General features: G+C 72.2%; 16 protein-coding genes and 1 pseudogene. 4 read left to right on the plus strand and 13 right to left on the minus strand.

The window, feature by feature from the left end; translation table 11 throughout:
- Nucleotide 1: 1 nt before the first annotated feature.
- Nucleotides 2-1204 carry a YrzE family protein gene (locus tag MF406_RS00790; protein ID WP_242896144.1) on the plus strand — a complete coding sequence of 401 codons (1203 nt, stop codon included), beginning with the start codon at nucleotides 2-4 and terminating at the stop codon, nucleotides 1202-1204.
- A gap of 774 nt (nucleotides 1205-1978) precedes the next feature.
- Here the strand turns inward: MF406_RS00790 and MF406_RS00795 are convergent.
- Together MF406_RS00795 and MF406_RS00800 are read right to left on the minus strand one after the other, a co-directional pair.
- Nucleotides 1979-2665: a DUF433 domain-containing protein gene (locus tag MF406_RS00795; RefSeq protein ID WP_242896145.1), complete on the minus strand. Its 687-nt coding sequence runs from the start codon at nucleotides 2663-2665 to the stop codon at nucleotides 1979-1981.
- A gap of 157 nt (nucleotides 2666-2822) precedes the next feature.
- Nucleotides 2823-5990, minus strand: coding sequence for a vitamin B12-dependent ribonucleotide reductase (locus MF406_RS00800; RefSeq protein WP_242896146.1), 3168 nt, complete (start codon nucleotides 5988-5990; stop codon nucleotides 2823-2825).
- A gap of 232 nt (nucleotides 5991-6222) precedes the next feature.
- Here MF406_RS00800 and MF406_RS00805 point away from each other — a divergent pair, with 232 nt between their 5' ends.
- On the plus strand, nucleotides 6223-6774 hold the full coding sequence (locus MF406_RS00805; RefSeq protein ID WP_242896147.1) for a cob(I)yrinic acid a,c-diamide adenosyltransferase: 552 nt from the start codon (nucleotides 6223-6225) through the stop codon (nucleotides 6772-6774).
- A 35-nt stretch (nucleotides 6775-6809) separates the two neighbouring features.
- Here MF406_RS00805 and MF406_RS00810 read toward each other — a convergent pair whose 3' ends face one another.
- The 3 genes from MF406_RS00810 to MF406_RS00820 are packed head-to-tail and all read right to left on the minus strand — an operon-like array spanning nucleotide 6810 to nucleotide 8264.
- Complete coding sequence (locus MF406_RS00810) at nucleotides 6810-7370, minus strand: dihydrofolate reductase family protein (protein ID WP_242896148.1); 561 nt, start codon at nucleotides 7368-7370, stop codon at nucleotides 6810-6812.
- Between the two features lies 1 nt (nucleotide 7371).
- Nucleotides 7372-7863 carry an SRPBCC domain-containing protein gene (locus MF406_RS00815; protein WP_242896149.1) on the minus strand — a complete coding sequence of 164 codons (492 nt, stop codon included), beginning with the start codon at nucleotides 7861-7863 and terminating at the stop codon, nucleotides 7372-7374.
- On the minus strand, nucleotides 7863-8264 hold the full coding sequence (locus tag MF406_RS00820) for a helix-turn-helix transcriptional regulator (protein ID WP_242896150.1): 402 nt from the start codon (nucleotides 8262-8264) through the stop codon (nucleotides 7863-7865). The genes MF406_RS00815 and MF406_RS00820 overlap by 1 nt, the downstream gene beginning before the upstream one ends.
- Nucleotides 8265-8381: 117 nt before the next feature.
- Between MF406_RS00820 and MF406_RS00825 the strand changes: the two genes are divergently transcribed.
- Both MF406_RS00825 and MF406_RS00830 read left to right on the plus strand, forming a co-directional pair.
- Nucleotides 8382-9017, plus strand: coding sequence for a hypothetical protein (locus MF406_RS00825; protein ID WP_242896151.1), 636 nt, complete (start codon nucleotides 8382-8384; stop codon nucleotides 9015-9017).
- A gap of 3 nt (nucleotides 9018-9020) precedes the next feature.
- Entirely contained in the window at nucleotides 9021-9167 is a 147-nt protein-coding gene (locus MF406_RS00830) for a hypothetical protein (RefSeq protein ID WP_242896152.1), read from the plus strand.
- A gap of 86 nt (nucleotides 9168-9253) precedes the next feature.
- Here MF406_RS00830 and MF406_RS00835 read toward each other — a convergent pair whose 3' ends face one another.
- The 8 genes and pseudogenes from MF406_RS00835 to MF406_RS00870 form a co-directional block, all read right to left on the minus strand.
- On the minus strand, nucleotides 9254-9706 hold the full coding sequence (locus tag MF406_RS00835) for a hypothetical protein (protein WP_242896153.1): 453 nt from the start codon (nucleotides 9704-9706) through the stop codon (nucleotides 9254-9256).
- A gap of 202 nt (nucleotides 9707-9908) precedes the next feature.
- Nucleotides 9909-10658: pseudogene (locus MF406_RS00840) on the minus strand (slipin family protein); the annotation flags it as partial.
- Nucleotides 10655-11560, minus strand: coding sequence for a hypothetical protein (locus tag MF406_RS00845; protein ID WP_242896154.1), 906 nt, complete (start codon nucleotides 11558-11560; stop codon nucleotides 10655-10657). The gene MF406_RS00845 and the pseudogene MF406_RS00840, both read right to left, overlap by 4 nt.
- Nucleotides 11561-11680: 120 nt before the next feature.
- Nucleotides 11681-14173, minus strand: a complete 2493-nt coding sequence (locus MF406_RS00850; protein WP_242896155.1) for a nitric-oxide reductase large subunit — start codon at nucleotides 14171-14173, stop codon at nucleotides 11681-11683.
- Between the two features lie 357 nt (nucleotides 14174-14530).
- Nucleotides 14531-15241 (minus strand): TetR/AcrR family transcriptional regulator, encoded by a 711-nt coding sequence (locus MF406_RS00855; RefSeq protein WP_242896156.1) that lies wholly within the window; start codon nucleotides 15239-15241, stop codon nucleotides 14531-14533.
- A 483-nt stretch (nucleotides 15242-15724) separates the two neighbouring features.
- Entirely contained in the window at nucleotides 15725-16012 is a 288-nt protein-coding gene (locus MF406_RS00860) for a zinc-binding dehydrogenase (protein ID WP_242897898.1), read from the minus strand.
- Nucleotides 15901-16731: an alcohol dehydrogenase catalytic domain-containing protein gene (locus MF406_RS00865; RefSeq protein WP_242896157.1), complete on the minus strand. Its 831-nt coding sequence runs from the start codon at nucleotides 16729-16731 to the stop codon at nucleotides 15901-15903. Before MF406_RS00865 ends, MF406_RS00860 begins: the two co-directional genes overlap by 112 nt.
- 167 nt (nucleotides 16732-16898) lie before the next feature.
- A complete protein-coding gene (locus MF406_RS00870; RefSeq protein ID WP_242896158.1) occupies nucleotides 16899-17393 on the minus strand; it encodes a peroxiredoxin in 495 nt (164 codons plus the stop codon).
- Between the last annotated feature and the right edge of the window lie 16 nt (nucleotides 17394-17409).

Here is a 17409-nt window from a genome sequence, read left to right on the forward strand (position 1 = left end):
CATGGCGACAGGCTACGAGCGGTACAAGAAGCACAAGGTCTGGGAGACCCTGCAGCTCAAGAAAGACGCGCTCGTGGCCGCGCGCTACGACGACCCAGCCTCGGAGCAGGCCCGGCAGGACATCATCGAGTGGCTCGACGAGGCGGTCAAGACCAAGGGCGCTCAGCAGCCAGCGCTGTACCTCAGCGCGCTCGATGGCCTCAGCGCCGGGCTCAACCAGCTGCCCGTCGACACCGCCCAGTTCCGCCAGTTCATCGCGAACAAGCAGCACCCGAGCCAGCCGTACCAGCAGTTGGAGCAGGCACTGCGGGCGCTCCCTCTCCCGCCGCCCAAGGACCTCAAGGCGTCCTACGTCGAGCAGCTGGACAAGGAGGTCGAGGCGCGGAACGAGCTCCTAGCCGAACTCAGGACGAAGGTTGCGGCGACCGAGAAGTCGCTCCAGGATCGATTCCACGAGCTGACGACGGTCTCCGCTGAGGTCGAGCGGCTGCGGGGCGAGATCCAGGCCGAGCGCGAGGCGATCGCCGAGGTCAGCAAGACCGCCGATGCAGACATGCGCGCGGCGTGGAAGGAAGCGCTCGAGGCCTGGACCCAGGAGCGGGAGGCGGCCGACGCCGAGCACGACGCGAAGGCCCTGGAGAGCGTCGCCACGCTCGCCGCGGTGATGACGGCCGGCGAGGCGCTGGCCGAGCACGCGGCCGGCGACCTCAGCGCCGCCGACTGGTCCGGCAGGGCGAAGCGGGAGCGCCGAGCCGCGCAGTGGATCCGTGCCGGCGCTCTGGCCGCGTTCGTCTTCGCGGGCGCGGTCGGCATCTTCATCGTCGGCGAGGCGATCGCCAACAACTTCGACATCTCGCTGGGCGGCGGCATCCTGCGTGCGTCCGTCGCCGTCGTCATCGGCGCGTTCGGCGGCCTGCTCCTCCGGGAGTCCACGCGGCACTTCCGGGAGGCCGACACCGCCGAGGACGTCGCGCTGTCCCTGAAGGCCCTCGCGCCGTTCTACGCGAACGCGGACGACGAGATCCGCCGCGCCGCGCGGGTCGAGGTCGGCGATGCCGTGCTGGTCAAGAACGTGTTGTCGCGGTTCTCGCACCGCGACGCGGCGAAGCACGCATCGGACATCAACACCGCAGGACTGCCTGGCCTCGTCAAGGACGCTGCCAAGGCCCTGAACCTGCCCGGCGGGTCGACTCCCAGCGCCTGATCGCCGATCCCCGATCCGCGCTCGGCCACGTCTCGTGTCGTAGCGCCCCACAGCCTCGATGTGCTCGGCCCGCGCCTCGAGCCAGTAAGCCACCGCCTCGTCGCCGTCCCAGTCGTCGCCAGCGTGCCGCAATGCCGCGGCAGCGAGCTCGGCGGCGAGGCGCTCGGTTGCGGCGGTCGACCGCACGGTGAACTCATGCGTCACGAACTGCCGGCCGCCGGTCCGGCTGCCCGAGCCGGTCGGCTGCCAGTCCTCCGCCCAGCCCCTCCATCCGCACTCGCACGTCGGCTCCATGTCGCCCTCGACGGCGGCCTGGCGCTTGTCCAGGGCCTTCTGCGTCGACGAGTCGAGCCCTGGCCGGGACTGCTCGATGACCTCGATCAGCTCCCGGTCCTCGTCGGAGAGCGGCGTCACCGGCTCCCAGCCCGGGAAGGACTGTCCGTCGAGTTCGCTCCGTCGTCGTTCGCCCATCCACCCCGTCTCACCCTGGGGCACCGTCAGATCGGCGACCACTCCTGAGATCGCTACCGCAGGTCGGAGAACGGATCCACGACGCTCTGAACGCCGTGCCCCGGGTAATCCGAACCCCTATGCCCTCGGCGCAGAGCGAGCTGCCCGGCTCGCCGTCGCAGACCGTGCAGGTCCTGTAGGTGTCGTCGCAGGCGCGGCGAGGTTGCCCGATCGTCAGGCTCGACGTGATCGCGCCCGGCGCCACGGAAGCACCAGCCAGACGGCCCTGTCCGCGGCGACGTCGTCGAGTTCAGGTTTAAATGGTCACGCAGCGACTGCTGCCAGCTCGAACCTCAGGGCGGCTTCTACCTCATCAACCGACAGGTCCCACAGTCTCGATATCTCAGCCAGGCTCTCGCCGGCGTTGAACTGCTCGAGCACGACGTCTGTGGGCACCGAGCGCACCACCGGTCGGCCGCTCTGGCGTTCCGGATCGATCATGACGAGTGAATCAGGCTGGGGCCTGACCCGGACCGCGCTGACCTCGTCGAAGTCGACGGCCGCGACGAACCTCTTGATCGGCGGTGCGGAGATCAGTCCCTGACCGGTTCGCACGACGACGAGCTGCAGCTCGGGCGGAAGGTCGACCTCGCCCTGGATGCGCCGGACGAGCTCACGCCCCTCGACGTCGAGGAACGGCCGGGCCTGCGCCAGCGGGTACTGACCGAATTCTTCACGGAGCCGTACGACGGCGGGACGCAGGCGCTGCAAGGAAACACCTCTGTGCCGATACTCCGCCAGCAGGCGGGTCTCGACGAATTCGCCCGAGGTGACCTCATCGGCAATCCGGGGCTCGTCCCGGAGCATCGGTGGGTAGTCGGTGCCGCCTCGCCGGTAGCCGTTGAGCCATCGCCGTGCAGTCCCCGGCGGAAGGTGGAGGTGCCGGTCGACGTCGGCATGCGAGTACAGCCGCCGGTCCAGCAGCTCGCTGCGCTTGTCGGGAGCACTCACCTGACGAGCGTGACACTCCCCCGGGCGAAGCGGAACCGACTTCCGTGACCCTGTTGACAACCAGCGACGGCTTCTTCGTGCAGTGCACATCGGCGACTTCTTCAGCCGCGCACGTTGGCGACGGGGCCTGAGTATCCGGGGCCGCGCCGCCCGCTGCTCAGCTGCAGCCGCTGGTGGCGCCGCACCCCTCGCACACGTAGCAGGTGCCGGCCGGGCGCATCTTGATCCCGCAGGACATGCACAGCGGCGCGTCGGCCGTCTGCCCCTGCTGGAGCTCGAGGAGCTCGGCTGAGGAGTGCGCGGACCGGCGCGGGGACGCCGGCGCCGCGGGACCGGCCGCCGTCGGCCCAGCCGGCCCGGCCGGCGTCGGCCCAGCCGGACCGCCCGCCGTCGGCCCAGCGGGACCAGACGCCGTCGGCGCGTGCGGCGTGCCAGGAGCGGTGCCGCTCTCCGGCGCCTGCAGGTCGACCTCCGCGGGGGCCGGCTCGTAGGAGCCGGTCTCCAGGGCGCGGGCGCGCTCCGCCGTCGTGTAGATGCCCATGGAGGCCCGGGTCTCGAAGGGCAGGTGGTCCAGGGCGAGGCGCCGGAAGATGTAGTCCATGATCGACTGCGCCATCCGCACGTCGGGGTCGTCGGTCAGGCCGGCCGGCTCGAACCGCAGGTTGGTGAACTTGCGGACGAAGGTCTCCAGCGGCACCCCGTGCTGCAGCCCGACCGAGACCGCGATGGAGAAGGCGTCCATCACCCCGGACAGGGTGGAGCCCTGCTTGCCGAGCTTGAGGAAGACCTCCCCGAGCCCGTCGTTCGGGTAGGACCCGGCGGTCAGGTACCCCTCGGCGCCGCCGACGGTGAAGGAGGTGGTGATCGACTGGCGCTGCTTCGGCAGGCGCTTGCGCACGGCCGGGGCCGGGACGTCCGGGCCGGCGGTCGTCGGGACGACGGCGGCCGGGGCAGTAGGGGCGACGGCGGCCGTGCCCGTGCCCGCCGGGGCGTCGGCAGCCGCGCCGGCGGCGCCGTCGGACGCACCCGGGGACCCACCTGCGGACGCCGGCGCCGCCTTGGCGTCGGACAGCGGCTGGCCCACCTTGCAGTTGTCCCGGTAGACGGCGAGCGCCTTCAGGCCGAGCTTCCACCCGTCGAAGTACACCTGCTCGATGTCCTCCACGGTGGCCGACTCGGGCAGGTTCACCGTCTTGGAGATCGCGCCGGAGAGGAACGGCTGGACCGCGGCCATCATCTGCACGTGCCCCATCGGGGCGATGGACCGCCGGCCCATGGCGGTGTCAAAGACCTCGTAGTGCTCCGGCCGCAGCCCGGGGGCGTCGACCACGTGGCCGTGCTCGGCGATGTGCTCCACGATCGCCTCGACCGTCTCCCCGGCGTAGCCGAGCCGGCGCAGCGCCCGCGGGACCGTCTGGTTGACGATCTGCATCGACCCGCCACCGACGAGCTTCTTGAACTTCACCAGCGAGAAGTCCGGCTCGATCCCGGTGGTGTCGCAGTCCATCATGAAGCCGATGGTCCCGGTGGGGGCGAGCAGCGAGGCCTGGGCGTTGCGCCAGCCGTGCTCGGCGCCGAGGGTCAGCCCGGCCTGCCACTGCGCGGTCGCGGCGGCGTGCACCGCGGCGTCCATGGCGCCGAGGGTGCGCAGGTCGTCGTTGGCGGCGGCGTGCTTGCGCATCACCCGCTGGTGCGCGGCGGCGTCGCGCGAGTAGCCCGCGTACGCCCCCAGCTCCGCGGCGAGCTCGGCGGAGCGGCGGTACGCCGTCGCCGTCATCAGCGAGGTGATCGACGCCGCGAGCGCGCGGCCGCCGTCGGAGTCGTAGCCGTGGCCGGTGGCCATCAGCAGGGCGCCGAGGTTGGCGTAGCCGATGCCCAGCTGGCGGTAGGCCCGGGTGGTCTCCGCGATCGCCTCGGTCGGGAAGTCCGCGAAGCAGATGGAGATGTCCATCGCCGTCGTGATGAGCTCGACGGCGGCCACGAACCGGTCGACGTCGAAGGTGTCGTCCGCGCGAAGGAACTTCAGCAGGTTGATCGAGGAGAGGTTGCACGAGGAGTTGTCCAGGTGCATGTACTCGCTGCAGGGGTTCGACGCGCTGATCCGGCCGGCCTCGGGGCTGGTGTGCCAGTCGTTGATGGTGTCGTCGTACTGCAGGCCCGGGTCGGCGCACTCCCAGGCGGCCTGGGCGATGGACCGGAACAGGGCCCGGGCGTCCACCTCCTCCAGGACCCGGCCGTCCTGGCGGGCGCGCAGCCCGAACCGTGTGCCGTCCTCGACGGCGCGCATGAACTCCCCGGTGACCCGGACGGAGTTGTTGGCGTTCTGGTACTGCACCGAGACGATGTCCCGCCCGTCCAGGTCCATCTCGAACCCGGCCGCGCGCAGGGCCCGGATCTTCTGCTCCTCGCGGGCCTTGGTCTGGACGAACTCGGCGATGTCGGGGTGGTCGACGTCGAGGACGACCATCTTCGCGGCCCGGCGGGTGGCGCCGCCGGACTTGATGGTGCCGGCGGAGGCGTCCGCGCCGCGCATGAAGGAGACCGGCCCGGAGGCGGTGCCGCCGGAGGAGAGCAGCTCCTTGCTCGAGCGGATCCGGGAGAGGTTCAGGCCGGCGCCGGAGCCGCCCTTGAAGATCAGGCCCTCCTCGCGGTACCAGTTCAGGATCGACTCCATGGTGTCGTCCACCGAGAGGATGAAGCACGCGCTGACCTGCTGCGGGGAGGGGGTCCCGACGTTGAACCAGACGGGCGAGTTGAACGCGAAGTGCTGGTGCAGCAGCAGCCAGGTGAGCTCCTCGGCGAAGACGACGGCGTCCGCGTCGGTGGCGAAGTAGCCGTGCTCGCGCCCGGCCGCCGTGTAGGCGCCGACCACCCGGTCGATGACCTGCTTGAGGCTGTGCTCGCGGTCGGCGGAGCCCACCGCGCCGCGGAAGTACTTGGTGGTCACGATGGTGGTGGCGTTCATGGACCAGTCGGCCGGGAACTCCACGCCGGCCTGCTCGAAGATCGTCTCCCCGGTGCGCCAGTTGGTCTGCACGACGTCGCGCCGCTCCCAGGCCACCTCCTCGTAGGGGTGGGTGCCGGCCGTGGAGAAGACCCGCGGGATGCGCAGCCCGCGGCGGGCGCCGCGCCCCGCGCCCGGCCCGTCCGCGCCGGCCGGCTGGCCCGTGCCGCCGTGAGTGCCGGTCCGGTGCGTGCCGCCGGGCGTGCCGGCCTGGCCCGTGCCGGCCGGCCGGCGCTCGCGGCCCGGCTGGCGGCCCTCGCGCTCGGACCTGGTCTCGCTCCTGGGCATGCCCTGCGTGCCTCCCGCTCGGGTCACGGACATCCGCCTGCTCCTTACCGTCCGGCTGGCCAGATCGATGGGGCCGAAGGTCCCAGTATGACCCTGATCTGGCCGTCGACCACCACAACATATGAGATAACAACACCAGTGTAACCACCAGATGTAGTGGTGGTCGAGGGTGCCGTGCGGGTCTGTCGGCATGGCGGCCCGGCGCGCGGCTGGCCCCCGGCCAAACACCCCACCGCAGGTGCGGGCGGCATGTCATGCTGCCGGCGTGGCGAAGATCTACACCCGCACCGGCGACGACGGCGACACCGGCCTGTTCCTGGGCGGGCGGGTCTCCAAGGCCGACGTGCTGGTGGAGGGCTACGGCGACGTCGACGAGACGGTCGCCCTCCTCGGCGTCGCCCGTGCGGGCGCCGCGGAACCAGACCTGGCCGAGCTGCTGCTGCGCCTCCAGCGCGAGCTCTTCGTCGTCGGCGCCGACCTGGCCACCCACCCCGACCGGCGGCACCACCTGACCGACGGCGTCTCCCGGGTGACCAGCGAGATGGTCCTGGCGCTGGAGGAGCTCATGGACCGGCTGGTATCCGAACGACCGCTCCGGCCGGTGTTCGTGGTGCCCGGCACGACGGCGACGTCCGCGGCGCTGGACCACACCCGCGCCGTCGCCCGCCGCGCCGAGCGGCACGTGGTCGCCGCGCGCGAGGCCGGTCATGCGGTGTCCGAGCCGGTCGCCCACTACCTCAACCGGCTCTCGGACCTGCTCTTCGTCCTCGCCCGCCACGCGGCCGGCGAGGTGGAGGAACCCGCCAGCCACGACTGACCCGGCAGGCGGGACGACCCGACAAGCGGGTGAGCTCAGGTCGGGATGCGATAGCGGAGACGCACGACGCCGTTATCGAATCGGTGCTCATCGAGGAGCTCCAGCTCGGCGCGAGTGTCGCTCGGCAGCGCTGGCTTGCCCCCGCCGATAATCCAGGGCCAGACGAACAGCTGGCACTCATCGACCAGCCCGGCCGTGAACGCCTGCGCCGCCAGGTGTGCGCCACCGACGGTGAGATCGCTGGTGGCCGAGGCCTTCATGTCGTGTACGGCAGCAGCATCGAAGCGTTGTTCGAGCCGGGTATCGGCGGTGGGCACCGCGGCCAGGGTCGTTGAGTAGACGACCTTGCTCGCCGCTTGCCAGGCGGTGGCGAAGTCGGCCGTAAGGTCGGACTGCGCGGCGAGGGCGGCGTTGGTCTCCCAAGGGGCCATCGTCTCGTACAGGCGCCGTCCGTAGAGGAACGTGCCCACGGAACGTATGAGATCGGTGTAGGCCGCGAACACGTCGTCGTTGTGCGGGTACAGGTTGAAGGCGCCGTCCTTGTCCTCGACGTACCCATCAAGTGACACGTTCGTCACGTAGACCAGCTTGGCCATGTCACTGCACCTCGACGATCGACGGCGAGGCCTGGGTACCGATCAGCGCTGCGTCCAGCTTGGTCAGGGCTTCGAGCCAACCCCGCTCTGCATCGCCCGTCACGTGCGTGGGGAGCCACTGGCGGATCTTGAGTCGCGTCCGTCCGTCGGCCTCGTCGTAGAGCTCGACTCGGACTCTCGTCTCGAACGGCTCGACGCCGTCCGGGAGCTGGCCGCTGACGTGCATGAGGCCGTCGAGGAGCTCGCCGTCGATGACGTCTGTGAGATCGACGTAGACGTGGACCCGTACGCGGGAATCGGCTGCGGAGACCTCCGTCCATCGCTGGTGGCCGCCCGGGCGCACGTCGAACTCGATCTCCTTGCGCGGTAGCGAGTTGCCGACCGGACCCCACCAGGCCACGAAGTGGTCCGGATCGGTGAAGGCTCGATAGACGAGCTCCCGCGGCGCGTCGAGCACGCGCGAGATGTCGATCTGCGGGGGTTCTGTCTGCATCAGGACTCCTTGTGGTCCGAGGTCGTTTCGGTGGGCGTCTCGGGGTTGCGGTCCGTCGGGTTCGTTGCGCCTCCATCGGCCTGCACCGCGGCGAGGTGGGCGTCGAGGCGGGTGAGGGACGAGTCCCAGAACTTCCGGTAGCGCTCGATCCAGTCCGCCGCCTCGCGCAGCGGCGCAGCTTCGAGGTGGCTCGCGCGCCACTTGCCCGAGCGCGTCCGCGAGATGAGGGTGGCGCGCTCGAGCACCTTCAGGTGCCGCGACACCGCTGGCATCGAGATGGGGTGGGGAGCCGTGAGCTCGGTGACCGTGGCGTCGCGCTCGGCCAGGTCGGCGAGGATCGCACGCCGAGTCGGGTCCGCGAGCGCGAAGAACACGGCGCTGAGCTGGTCAGTGCCTGCCACTCAACACTCCCTTCGTTTAACCGGCTCGTTAAACGTAGAGGGGGCGGGGGGTGCCGTCAAGAGAGTTGGCGGGTGGGCGGACGATCCAGGTGCCACGTGCCTGGGACACTGGCGGCCATGTGGACCGACGAGGCGAGCGTCGTCGCCGACGTCTCGCACGCGGACTGGGTCGTCCGGCGAGTGACCGGGCGGATGGGCACGGTCAGCGGCACGGTCCCGGACGGGTACCCGGCGTACGCCCGGATCCTGCACCCCGTCGAGCTCGGCGATGGGTCCGTCGTGCCCTGGTCGCGGGTCGCCGAGGTGACCGGGCGGCGGGTGCACCCGACCGTGCAGTGGCACCGGCTCATCGGCGCCGAGGACCCCTGGGCCACCACCTCCGACCTCTGGGCGGACGGGTCGCCGGAGGAGGGCAACCTGCCCGTCGCGCCGCTCCTCGCCCTCTGCGACCTGCTCGCCACGCGCACGACCACGGCGGAGGACTGCTTCTTCGCGATCTGGGATGGGTGGGGATCCCACAACGGCGGCAGCTGGCGCATCACGTTCCACGACGACGGCACGACGACCCAGGAGTACCCGCCGCCGCTGTTCAGCCGGGAGGAGCGGGCGGCCCCGCGGCTGCACCTGCCCCACCGCGACTACCACCTGCTCCGTGGTCCGCTCTCGGCGATGGCCGGCGTCGCGCAGTACGACGGCCCCGAGGCGCCGTGGACGCAGTCCCCGAGCCTGTTCTGGCCGGCGGACCGAGCCTAATGCGTGGCGACCGAGGTCGACTTCGACTCCACCGTGGTCGGCGGCAGCACGGAGACCATCGCGGCCGTGCTGGCCTCCCCCGCCTTGGAGGCATTCCCGGTGGCGGGAACCGATTCACTGCAGGCCGACGGCGACCGGGTCAACAGCTGACCGTGCCGGCACACGGCGGGGTGCCGGGGCAGACGGCCCGGGGCCGAGCCGGGCGGACCGCCGCAGCCCTCCCCGGCTGCCGCCGGCTATCCGGCCAGCGGTCCCGGCGCGTCGTCGGGCGCTCGCGCCGGCCGGGTGCTGAGCGCCCGGGCGAGACGGAGCCCGCTGACGATGGCGACGACGGCCCCCACCCCACCGATGACGATCCCGCCGACGAGGAAGAGGTAGACCGGGTCGGCGAGGTCCCCGGTGCCGGAGGTTCCCGCCATCGACCCGCCGAGGAAGCCGAACAGCGGCGCCAGCACGGCGACGATCACGCCGCCGATGACCAGGCGGATGCCCGGCAGCGGGCGCGAGGAGCCGGCGCGCTCCGTCGGCTCGCCGCCGTCGGTGCGGCCGGTCGGTTCCGTGGCCCCGGCGCGGCCAGCCGGGTCCATACCGTCGGCGCGGCCGGTCGGGCCCGTGCCACCAGCGCGGCCGGTCGGCTGCGTGCTGGAGTGGGCCCCGGGCTCGGGAGCGGTGCTGGACGGCTCAGCCATGGTGCGTCCGCTCCACGCCCGGCTGGGCGCTGGGCCGGCCGCCGTCGGCACGACCGCCGCCGGCGCGACTACCCGCGCCGTCCCGACCACCGGCGGCGCCGTCATCCGCGGACGTCCCGGCCGTGCCGCCGTCGCCAGGCCCGGCGACCCGTCCGTTGCCGCCCTGCCCGGCGGACCGGCCGAGCACCTGGGCGAGCTCGGGCAGCTTGCCCAGGAACGGGCCGATGATGTCGATCGGCAGCGGGAAGACGACCGTGGAGTTCTGGTCCGCGCCGAGCTCGAGGAGGGTCTGGAGGTAGCGCAGCTGGAGCGAGGCCGGGCTGCGGCTGAGGGTGTCGGCGGCCTGCCGGAGCTCCTCGGAGGCCTGCAGCTCCCCGCGGGCGTTGATGATCTTGGCGCGCCGCTCCCGCTCCGCCTCGGCCTCCCGGGCCATCGCCCGCTGCATCGCCTCGGGGATCTCCACGTCCTTGATCTCCACCACCTGCACGTGCACCCCCCACGGCTCGGTCTGGGCGTCGATGGTCCGGGCCAGGTCTTCGTTGAGGTCGGCCCGGTGGGCGAGCAGGGTGTCCAGGTCCGCCCGGCCGACCACCGAGCGCAGCGTGGTCTGGGCGATCTGGGAGGTGGCGACGGCGTGGTTCTCCACCGCCATCACCGAGCGCACCGGGTCGGTCACCTTGAACAGGACGACGGCGTTGACCCGGGCCGGGACGTTGTCCTTGGTGATGACCTCCTGCGGCGGGATGGTCAGGGTGACCACGCGCAGGTCGACCCGGACGAGCTTGTCCAGCCCGGGCACGAGCAGCCGCACCCCGGGCTGCAGGGGCTCGCGGAGCCGGCCGAGCCGGAACGCCACGCCCCGCTCGTACTCGCGCAGCACCCGCACCGAGGCGAGCGCCAGCCCGAGGACGACGACGGCGGCCACCACCGCCAGGACCGCGCCTGTAGTCATGCCTTCCTCCTGCTCCAGCCGCCGGGGAGCTCCTCGCCCTCGGCGGCCTGCTCGAACGCCCCCCACCGGGTGGCGAACCGGTCCGGGCGGGCCGGTTCGGCGTCGGCGGTGCCGTGCCCGTCGGCCGCCCCGGGCGTGCGGCCTCCGGCCGCGTCGCCTGCCGCCCCGCGACCGAACCCGTTCGCCGTTCCGGGCGCGAGCCGGTCGCCCCGGCCCGGACGACGCCCGATCTGCACCGAGACCGGCCCGCTACCGGCGCTCGCTCCCACCTGCCCGTCGGCGCGGCGGTCGCTGCGGTAGCCCGACCGGCGCCGGGCCTCCCGGGCGGCAGCCACGGCCCGGGCCACCGCCGCCTCGTCCGGCGGCTCGACCCTGACGTGGTCGGGGAACGCGGCGGGGCTGCGCCGCAGGTGCGACCACAGCGGCCAACTGCCGCCGAGCACGAGCGCGACCGCGGCGGACAGCACGAGCGCCTCGCCGGGCGCCTGGACGGTGAGCAGCATGCCGGCCGGCCAGGCGGCGCCCAGGACGGCGACCGCGCAGGCGATCCCTCGGTGGAACCGCTCCGCCTCCGAGCTCGGCCAGGGGTCGACGTTGCGGGTGACCTCCCGGCCGTGCATCGACGTCGTGCAGGTCTCTTTCACCGGGCAGGCGTTGCACACCGCCGGGCTGGCCCGGTAGCGCATGACCCGGTTGTCCGGGTCGAAGGACTGCGGCCAGAGCCACTGGTCCTCCGGGCAGATCCAGGCGTCGTGGTCGGCGTGGTAGGTGAAGGCCCCCGAGCTCCAGGCCCCGGCGCGGGTGGCGGTGCGCCGGGCCATGGCGTCCAGGCCGAAGGCGACCAGCAGGAGGAAGACGCCGTACCCGGCCGCCAGCCAGGTGACGATCCCGACCTCACCCACGGCGGGCCTCCGATGCTCGGCCGCCGCGCCGTGGCTGAGCACGGGCCTGTGGTCGGCCGCCGACCCGTGGCTGACCGCCGGCTGGTGGTCGGCCACCGGTCCGAAGCTGGCTCGCCACCGTCATCGCCCGCCCGGGTCGTCGTCGTCCCGACGGCGGTCGGAGGCGTAGCGCGTGCCGCCCCGACCGGTGCCGCCACCACCGTCCCGCGGTCCCGCCCGGCCCGGGCCCGGCCCGGCACCGCCGCCCCCGCCGCCGCCCGCGGAACCGGGGTCGGTCCCCGACCCGCCGGCCCGGCCGGGACCCGCCCCGACTCCCGGTCCCGGGCCCACACCCGGTGCCCGCCCGGCCTGGGCCGCCGTCGTCCCGGTGCCCGCCGCCGTCGTCCCGGCCCCGGCCGGCACCGGCTGCTCCTCGACGAACAGCGCCTCCTCCGGCACCTCGAGCGTGGTTGCCCGGATGCGGTAGCGGACGCCGAGGTAGGCGATCCACAGGAACGGCAGCACCCCGCCGACGATGAAGACCAGGTCGCCGGGCATCCGCAACCACTCCAGGACCGCGTTTCCCGGACGGGTGATGAAGTTGAGCGAGCGGGCCTCGAAGTAGCCGTCGTTGACGGAGTACCACAGCTGCACGACGCCGAGCGGCAGGAGCGTGGCAAAGACCATCCACGCCAGGCCGATGTTCAGGGACCAGAACGAAATCTTCGCCAGCCGGTCCGGCCAGCGGGCCGCCGGTATGAGATAACGCAGCGCGAACAGGGACAGGCCCACCGCCATCATCCCGTACACGCCCATCATCGCCCCGTGCGCGTGGTTGGCGGTGAGCGCGGTGCCGATCTGGTAGTAGGAGACGATCGGCAGGTTGATGAGGAACCCGAACACGCCGGCGCCGAGGAAGTTCCAGAATCCCACGGCGACGAGGAACATCACCGCCCACCGGTGCGGGAACGGCGCCGAGCTGCGGGACTCCTGCCGGGAGCCGAGCTGGAGGAACGTCCACGCCTCGACGGTGAGGAAGGTCAGCGGGATGACCTCCAGCGCCGAGAAGAACGCGCCGAGCGCCATGTGCTCCACCGGAGTGCCGGAGAAGTAGAGGTGGTGCATCGTGCCGAGCACGCCGCCGACGGAGTAGAGGATCACGTCGAGGAAGATGATCTGCAGGGCGATCTTCCGCCGGACCACGCCGAGCATGACGAAGATGTAGGCCACCATCACGGTGGTGAAGAGCTCGAGGAAGTCCTCCACCCACAGGTGCACCACCCAGAAGCGCCAGAACTCGGCGACCGTCAGGTGCGTGCTCGTGCCGGCCAGCAGGCCGACGGCGTAGAAGCCCGGGATGGCCAGCCCGGCGTAGAAGAACACCCACGGCAGGTTGAACCGGTTCTCGGTCTTCAGCCGGGACCGGATGGTGCGGTAGATGATCGCGATCCAGATGAACATCCCGAGCACGAGGAGGATCTGCCAGACCCGCGGCAGGTCCAGGTACTCCCACTGCTGGTCCCACAGCGGCGAGCCCTTGGCCCAGTCGACGCCGAAGATGCTCAGCGCCTCCCCGGTCATCGACCCGGCGACCACGAGCGCGACGGCGCCGAGCAGGCCGTAGGTGAGCCAGTGCTGGCCGCGGGGCTCGCGGCCGGAGACGAAGGGGGCCACGAAGATGCCGGCGGCGAGCAGCGCGGCCGCGGTCCAGAACAGGGAGAGCTGGACGTGCCAGGTCCGGGCCAGGTTGTAGGGCAGGAGCTGGGCGAGGTCGAAGCCGAAGAAGTCGCTGAGCTCGGCGCGGTAGTGCTCGATCGCGCCGCCGAGGAGGGCCTGGGCGAGGAAGAGCACGGCGATGACCAGGAAGAACCAGGCGGTGGCGCGCTGGGCCGGGGTGACCGCCACCTCCCCCGGCTGGCGGAAGGCCAGCGACTTCGCCTCGACCGAGTGCCAGCCGATGTTGCGGCTCCACCGGCCGTACACCGCGAAGAGGGCGCCGATCCCGGCCAGCAGGGCGACGAGGGAGAGCCCGGACCAGACGACGACGTCCGCCGTCGGCCCGTTGTCCACCAGCGGCTCGGCCGGCCAGTTGTTCGTGTAGGAGTAGTCGTGGCCGGGCCGCTCGGCTGCCGCGGCCCAGGCGGTCCAGGCGAAGAAGGAGGTCAGCTGGTGGATGTCCTGGTCGTCGGTGATGGCGCCGGGGATGAGCCCGTACTGGGTGGTCGGGTCGCCGAAGAAGTCGCCGTAGTGCTGCTGGAGGGCGGTGAAGGCCTCCACCTGCAGGTCGGTCAGGACCAGGGTGCCGGTGTCCGGGTCGTAGCGGTTGGTGCGCATGACCTCGACGAGCTCCCCGCGGGGGTCCTGCGTGCCGGCGTCCTCCAGGGCGTCCAGGACGAAGGTGGAGGAGCGGCGCAGGTAGTCGGCGGTGTAGTCGGGGCCGAGGTAGCCGCCGTGGCCGACGATGGAGCCGTACTGCTGCAGGCCCCGGCGCAGGAAGATCTGCTGGCCGGCGGTGACGTCCTCGCCGGTGAAGACGACCTCGCCGGCCTCGTCCACCACCCGGTCGGGCTGCGGCATGGAGTCGGTGTAGGTGCGCAGGGCCAGCAGGCCCATGACGAAGAAACCGAACAGCATGACCAGGGCGATCCCTTGGATCCACCCCTTCGACACGAGCCGGTCAGAACGCGTCCCCTCCGGCGCCAGCTGGACCATGCCGCTTCCCCTTCCCGGCTGCCCCGCGCCGACCGCCGGCGACACCGCCGGTGCAGGTCGGAACGGGTTGTTCAGGTTCCCCGTGCTCGCAATAGCGGAACGTAGCGGAGACCGGCACGGGGGGAAAGAGGAATCAGTCCGTGTTAATTCGGGGAAAATTCGGGGTGGCCGGGCCGGCTCTGCATGATGGTTGTGCCAGGGGTTCGGGCGCCGGGAAGACTGTCCGCGGGCTGGCACGACGGCGGCCGGCCGGGGCCGGAGCAGGCCGGCCGGGGTGCGCTACTGGCTGACGGAGGCGTCGATGCGGTCCAGGAGCTGTTCCAGCGTGCGCTCGAACTCCTCCTCGGCGTGGTCCTCGGAGAGCTTGGTGCGCAGCCGGGTCACCTCGGGGTAGTCCGAGAGGTCCACCGTCGTGTTCGGCACGTCCGCGCCGCCCTCGTCGAGCGTCTCGTCGGTCAGGTCCGGCCCGGTCGTGCGCTGCGCGACGGTGAGGAGCAGGTGACCGACCAGGAAGCTCGTGAACGCCTTGTAGGCGTCGACGGCGTCGTCGTCGCTGAACCCGGCGCCGGTGAGATAGGCGAGGAAGTCCTCGACGAGGTCGAGGCTGCGCAGCGGCGGCCGCAGCCAGGGCGCCGCCGGGTGCCGCGTCGCCATGAGCGGGAAGAGGTTGGGGTGAGCGTGGGCGATGTCCCGCACGTCGTGCGCGAGGGCCTGGAGGTAGGCCTGCCAGCCGCCGTCGGGACCGAGGTCGAGGTCGCCGGTCAGGTGCACCTGGCCGGTGAGCTCGTCGACCATCGCCTCCAGGAGGTCCTCGCGGCCGTTGATGTACCGGTACAGCGCCATGGCCTCCACGCCGAGCTCGGCGCCCAGCCGGCGCATGCTCAGGGCCGTCAGCCCGTGAGCGTCCACGAGCTCGATGCCCGCCCGGACGATCCGGGCGCGGCTCAGCCCCGCCCGCTCGGGGCGGAGCTCGACGATGGGCTCGTCCATCGGTTGTCCTCGTCTCGGCGGCGGCGCCTTGCGCGCCCGAGTACGACCGCCACTGTATCGGTCCCCGGCCTGCGGACGATCGCGTGCCCGCCGGCCTGCTCGGTCCGGCCCGGCTCGTGCCAGCTGGCCAGCTCACGGCCGAGAGCTGGCGGCCGGGCGCCGTGAGGGCTCGGCCGTCGCGCACCCCGATGCAGCCAGCTCGCGATCGCCTACCGTTCCGGAACGCCACAGGGCAACGGTTACCGGCTCCGTCTGCTGCCGTCCACGGGTGGGGGTCACGACGGCGAGGTCGTTGCCAGTGGATTCGGCGTCGGCGGTGGTCCGCCGGTGGTCGTGGTTTGTGCTGAGCACGAACACCGCGAGGCCGAGAAGGTCATTGCGACACCGGCGCACATAGCTGGTGCGTGTGGTCGCCGGTGGCGTCTGGCGCTGCTGCGCCGAGGAGGCTGCCGAGAGCTGCTCCCCTGTTGTCCCCGGATCTGACTACTCGGCTCGATCGTGGACCACCACCTTGCCGACGGTGCGGCCGGTTTCGACCAGTGCGTGCGCCTCGCGCAGCGTCTCGGGCGTGATCGGGGTGAGCGTCCGCGTGACGGTGGGACGGATGCGCCCGTGGTCCGCGAGCTCCGCAACCCGGGTGAGGAGCCGGTGCTGCTCGATCAGGTCGTCGGTCTGGTGGAGGGGGCGGGTGAACATGAGCTCCCAGTGCCAGGCGATGCTCTTGTCCTTGAGCGGGGCAACGTCGCGGGATCCGTCGTCGATCGCGACGATCTGCCCGAACGGACGCACGATGTCGGCGTAGAGCGGGACCTGCCCTCGGAGTGGGCGGTGAACAGCCAGTCCACACCGTCCGGTGCGATGGCTCGCACCTGGGCGGCGAGGTCGCCGTGGTGGTCGACCACGTGCTCGGCGCCGAGCTCGCGCACCCAGCCGGCGCGCTCCTCGTCCGAGGCGGTCGCGATCACCGTCGCCCGCGGGAGGAGCGCTTCGGCGAGCTGGAGCATCACCGACCCGACCCCGCCGGTTGCCCCGACGACCAGCAGGGTCCCGCGGCTGTCGGCGGTGAGCCGCAGCCGGTCGAACAGGGCCTCCCAGGCGGTGATCGCCGTCAGCGGCAACGACGCGGCCTCCGCGAACGAGAGCCTCGCAGGCTTCCGTCCGACGATCCGCTCGTCCACGGCGTGCAGGCGCTGGTTCGTGCCGGGCCGGTCGGTGGTGCCGGCGTAGAACACCTCGTCGCCCGGCGCGAACAGGGACACCCCCTCCCCCACCTCCCGGACGGTGCCGGCGGCGTCGAAGCCGAGCACCCGGAACCCGCCCGAGGGTCCGTTCGCGCGCAGCTTCACGTCGACCGGGTTCACCGACACCGCCCGCACCTCCACGAGCAGGTCGTGCGGGCCGAGCTCGGGCACCTCGACCTCACGGGCGATGAGGCTGTCCGGGTCGGTGCTGGGCAGGTTCTGCTCGTATCCGATCGCGACAGTGGTCATGACGTTCATGGTTCCCCCGCCCCGCTGGTTACCGTCAAGGATCGCCAGCACTGCATGGGTCTCGTGGGACGAAGAGACGACGGGGTCGATCCTCGCGGCCGGCGCGCTCGAGGGCGGACCGCAGCGGTTCGGGCAGCCCGGGCGCCGCTGCCCGCCGGCGCCCGGGGTCAGTCGACGCCGAGCTCGGCCCGCAGCGCGGCGACGTGCCCCTCGGGGTCGACGCCGTACTGCGCCAGGCGCAGGGTGCCGTCCGGCCCGACCACAAAGGTCGAGCGGCGCACCCCGGTGACGGAGCGACCCTGGACCGTCCGCGGGCCCCACACGCCGTAGGCGTCGGCCACGGCGTGGTCGACGTCGGAGGCGAGGGGGAAGCCGAGCTCCTCGGCGTCGGCGAAGGCGGCGTTGTCCGCCACCGGGTCCGGCGAGACGCCCAGGACGGCGTACCCGGCACTGCGGAGGGAGGCGAGGTTGTCCCGGAAGTCGCAGGCCTCGGTGGTGCAGCCGGGGGTGGCCGCCTTGGGGTAGAAGTAGACGACGACCCCGCGGCCGGCGCTCTGGCGCAGCTCGGCGAGCGTGACCTGGGCGCCGTCGGCGGTGGGCAGGGTGAAGTCGGGGGCGCGGTCGCCGGCCTGCAGCGGCGCGGCGGCGGTGGTCTCGGACATGGTCCTCCTCCTTGGG

Source organism: Georgenia sp. TF02-10, from assembly GCF_022759505.1.
In the GTDB taxonomy this organism is placed as follows: domain Bacteria; phylum Actinomycetota; class Actinomycetes; order Actinomycetales; family Actinomycetaceae; genus TF02-10.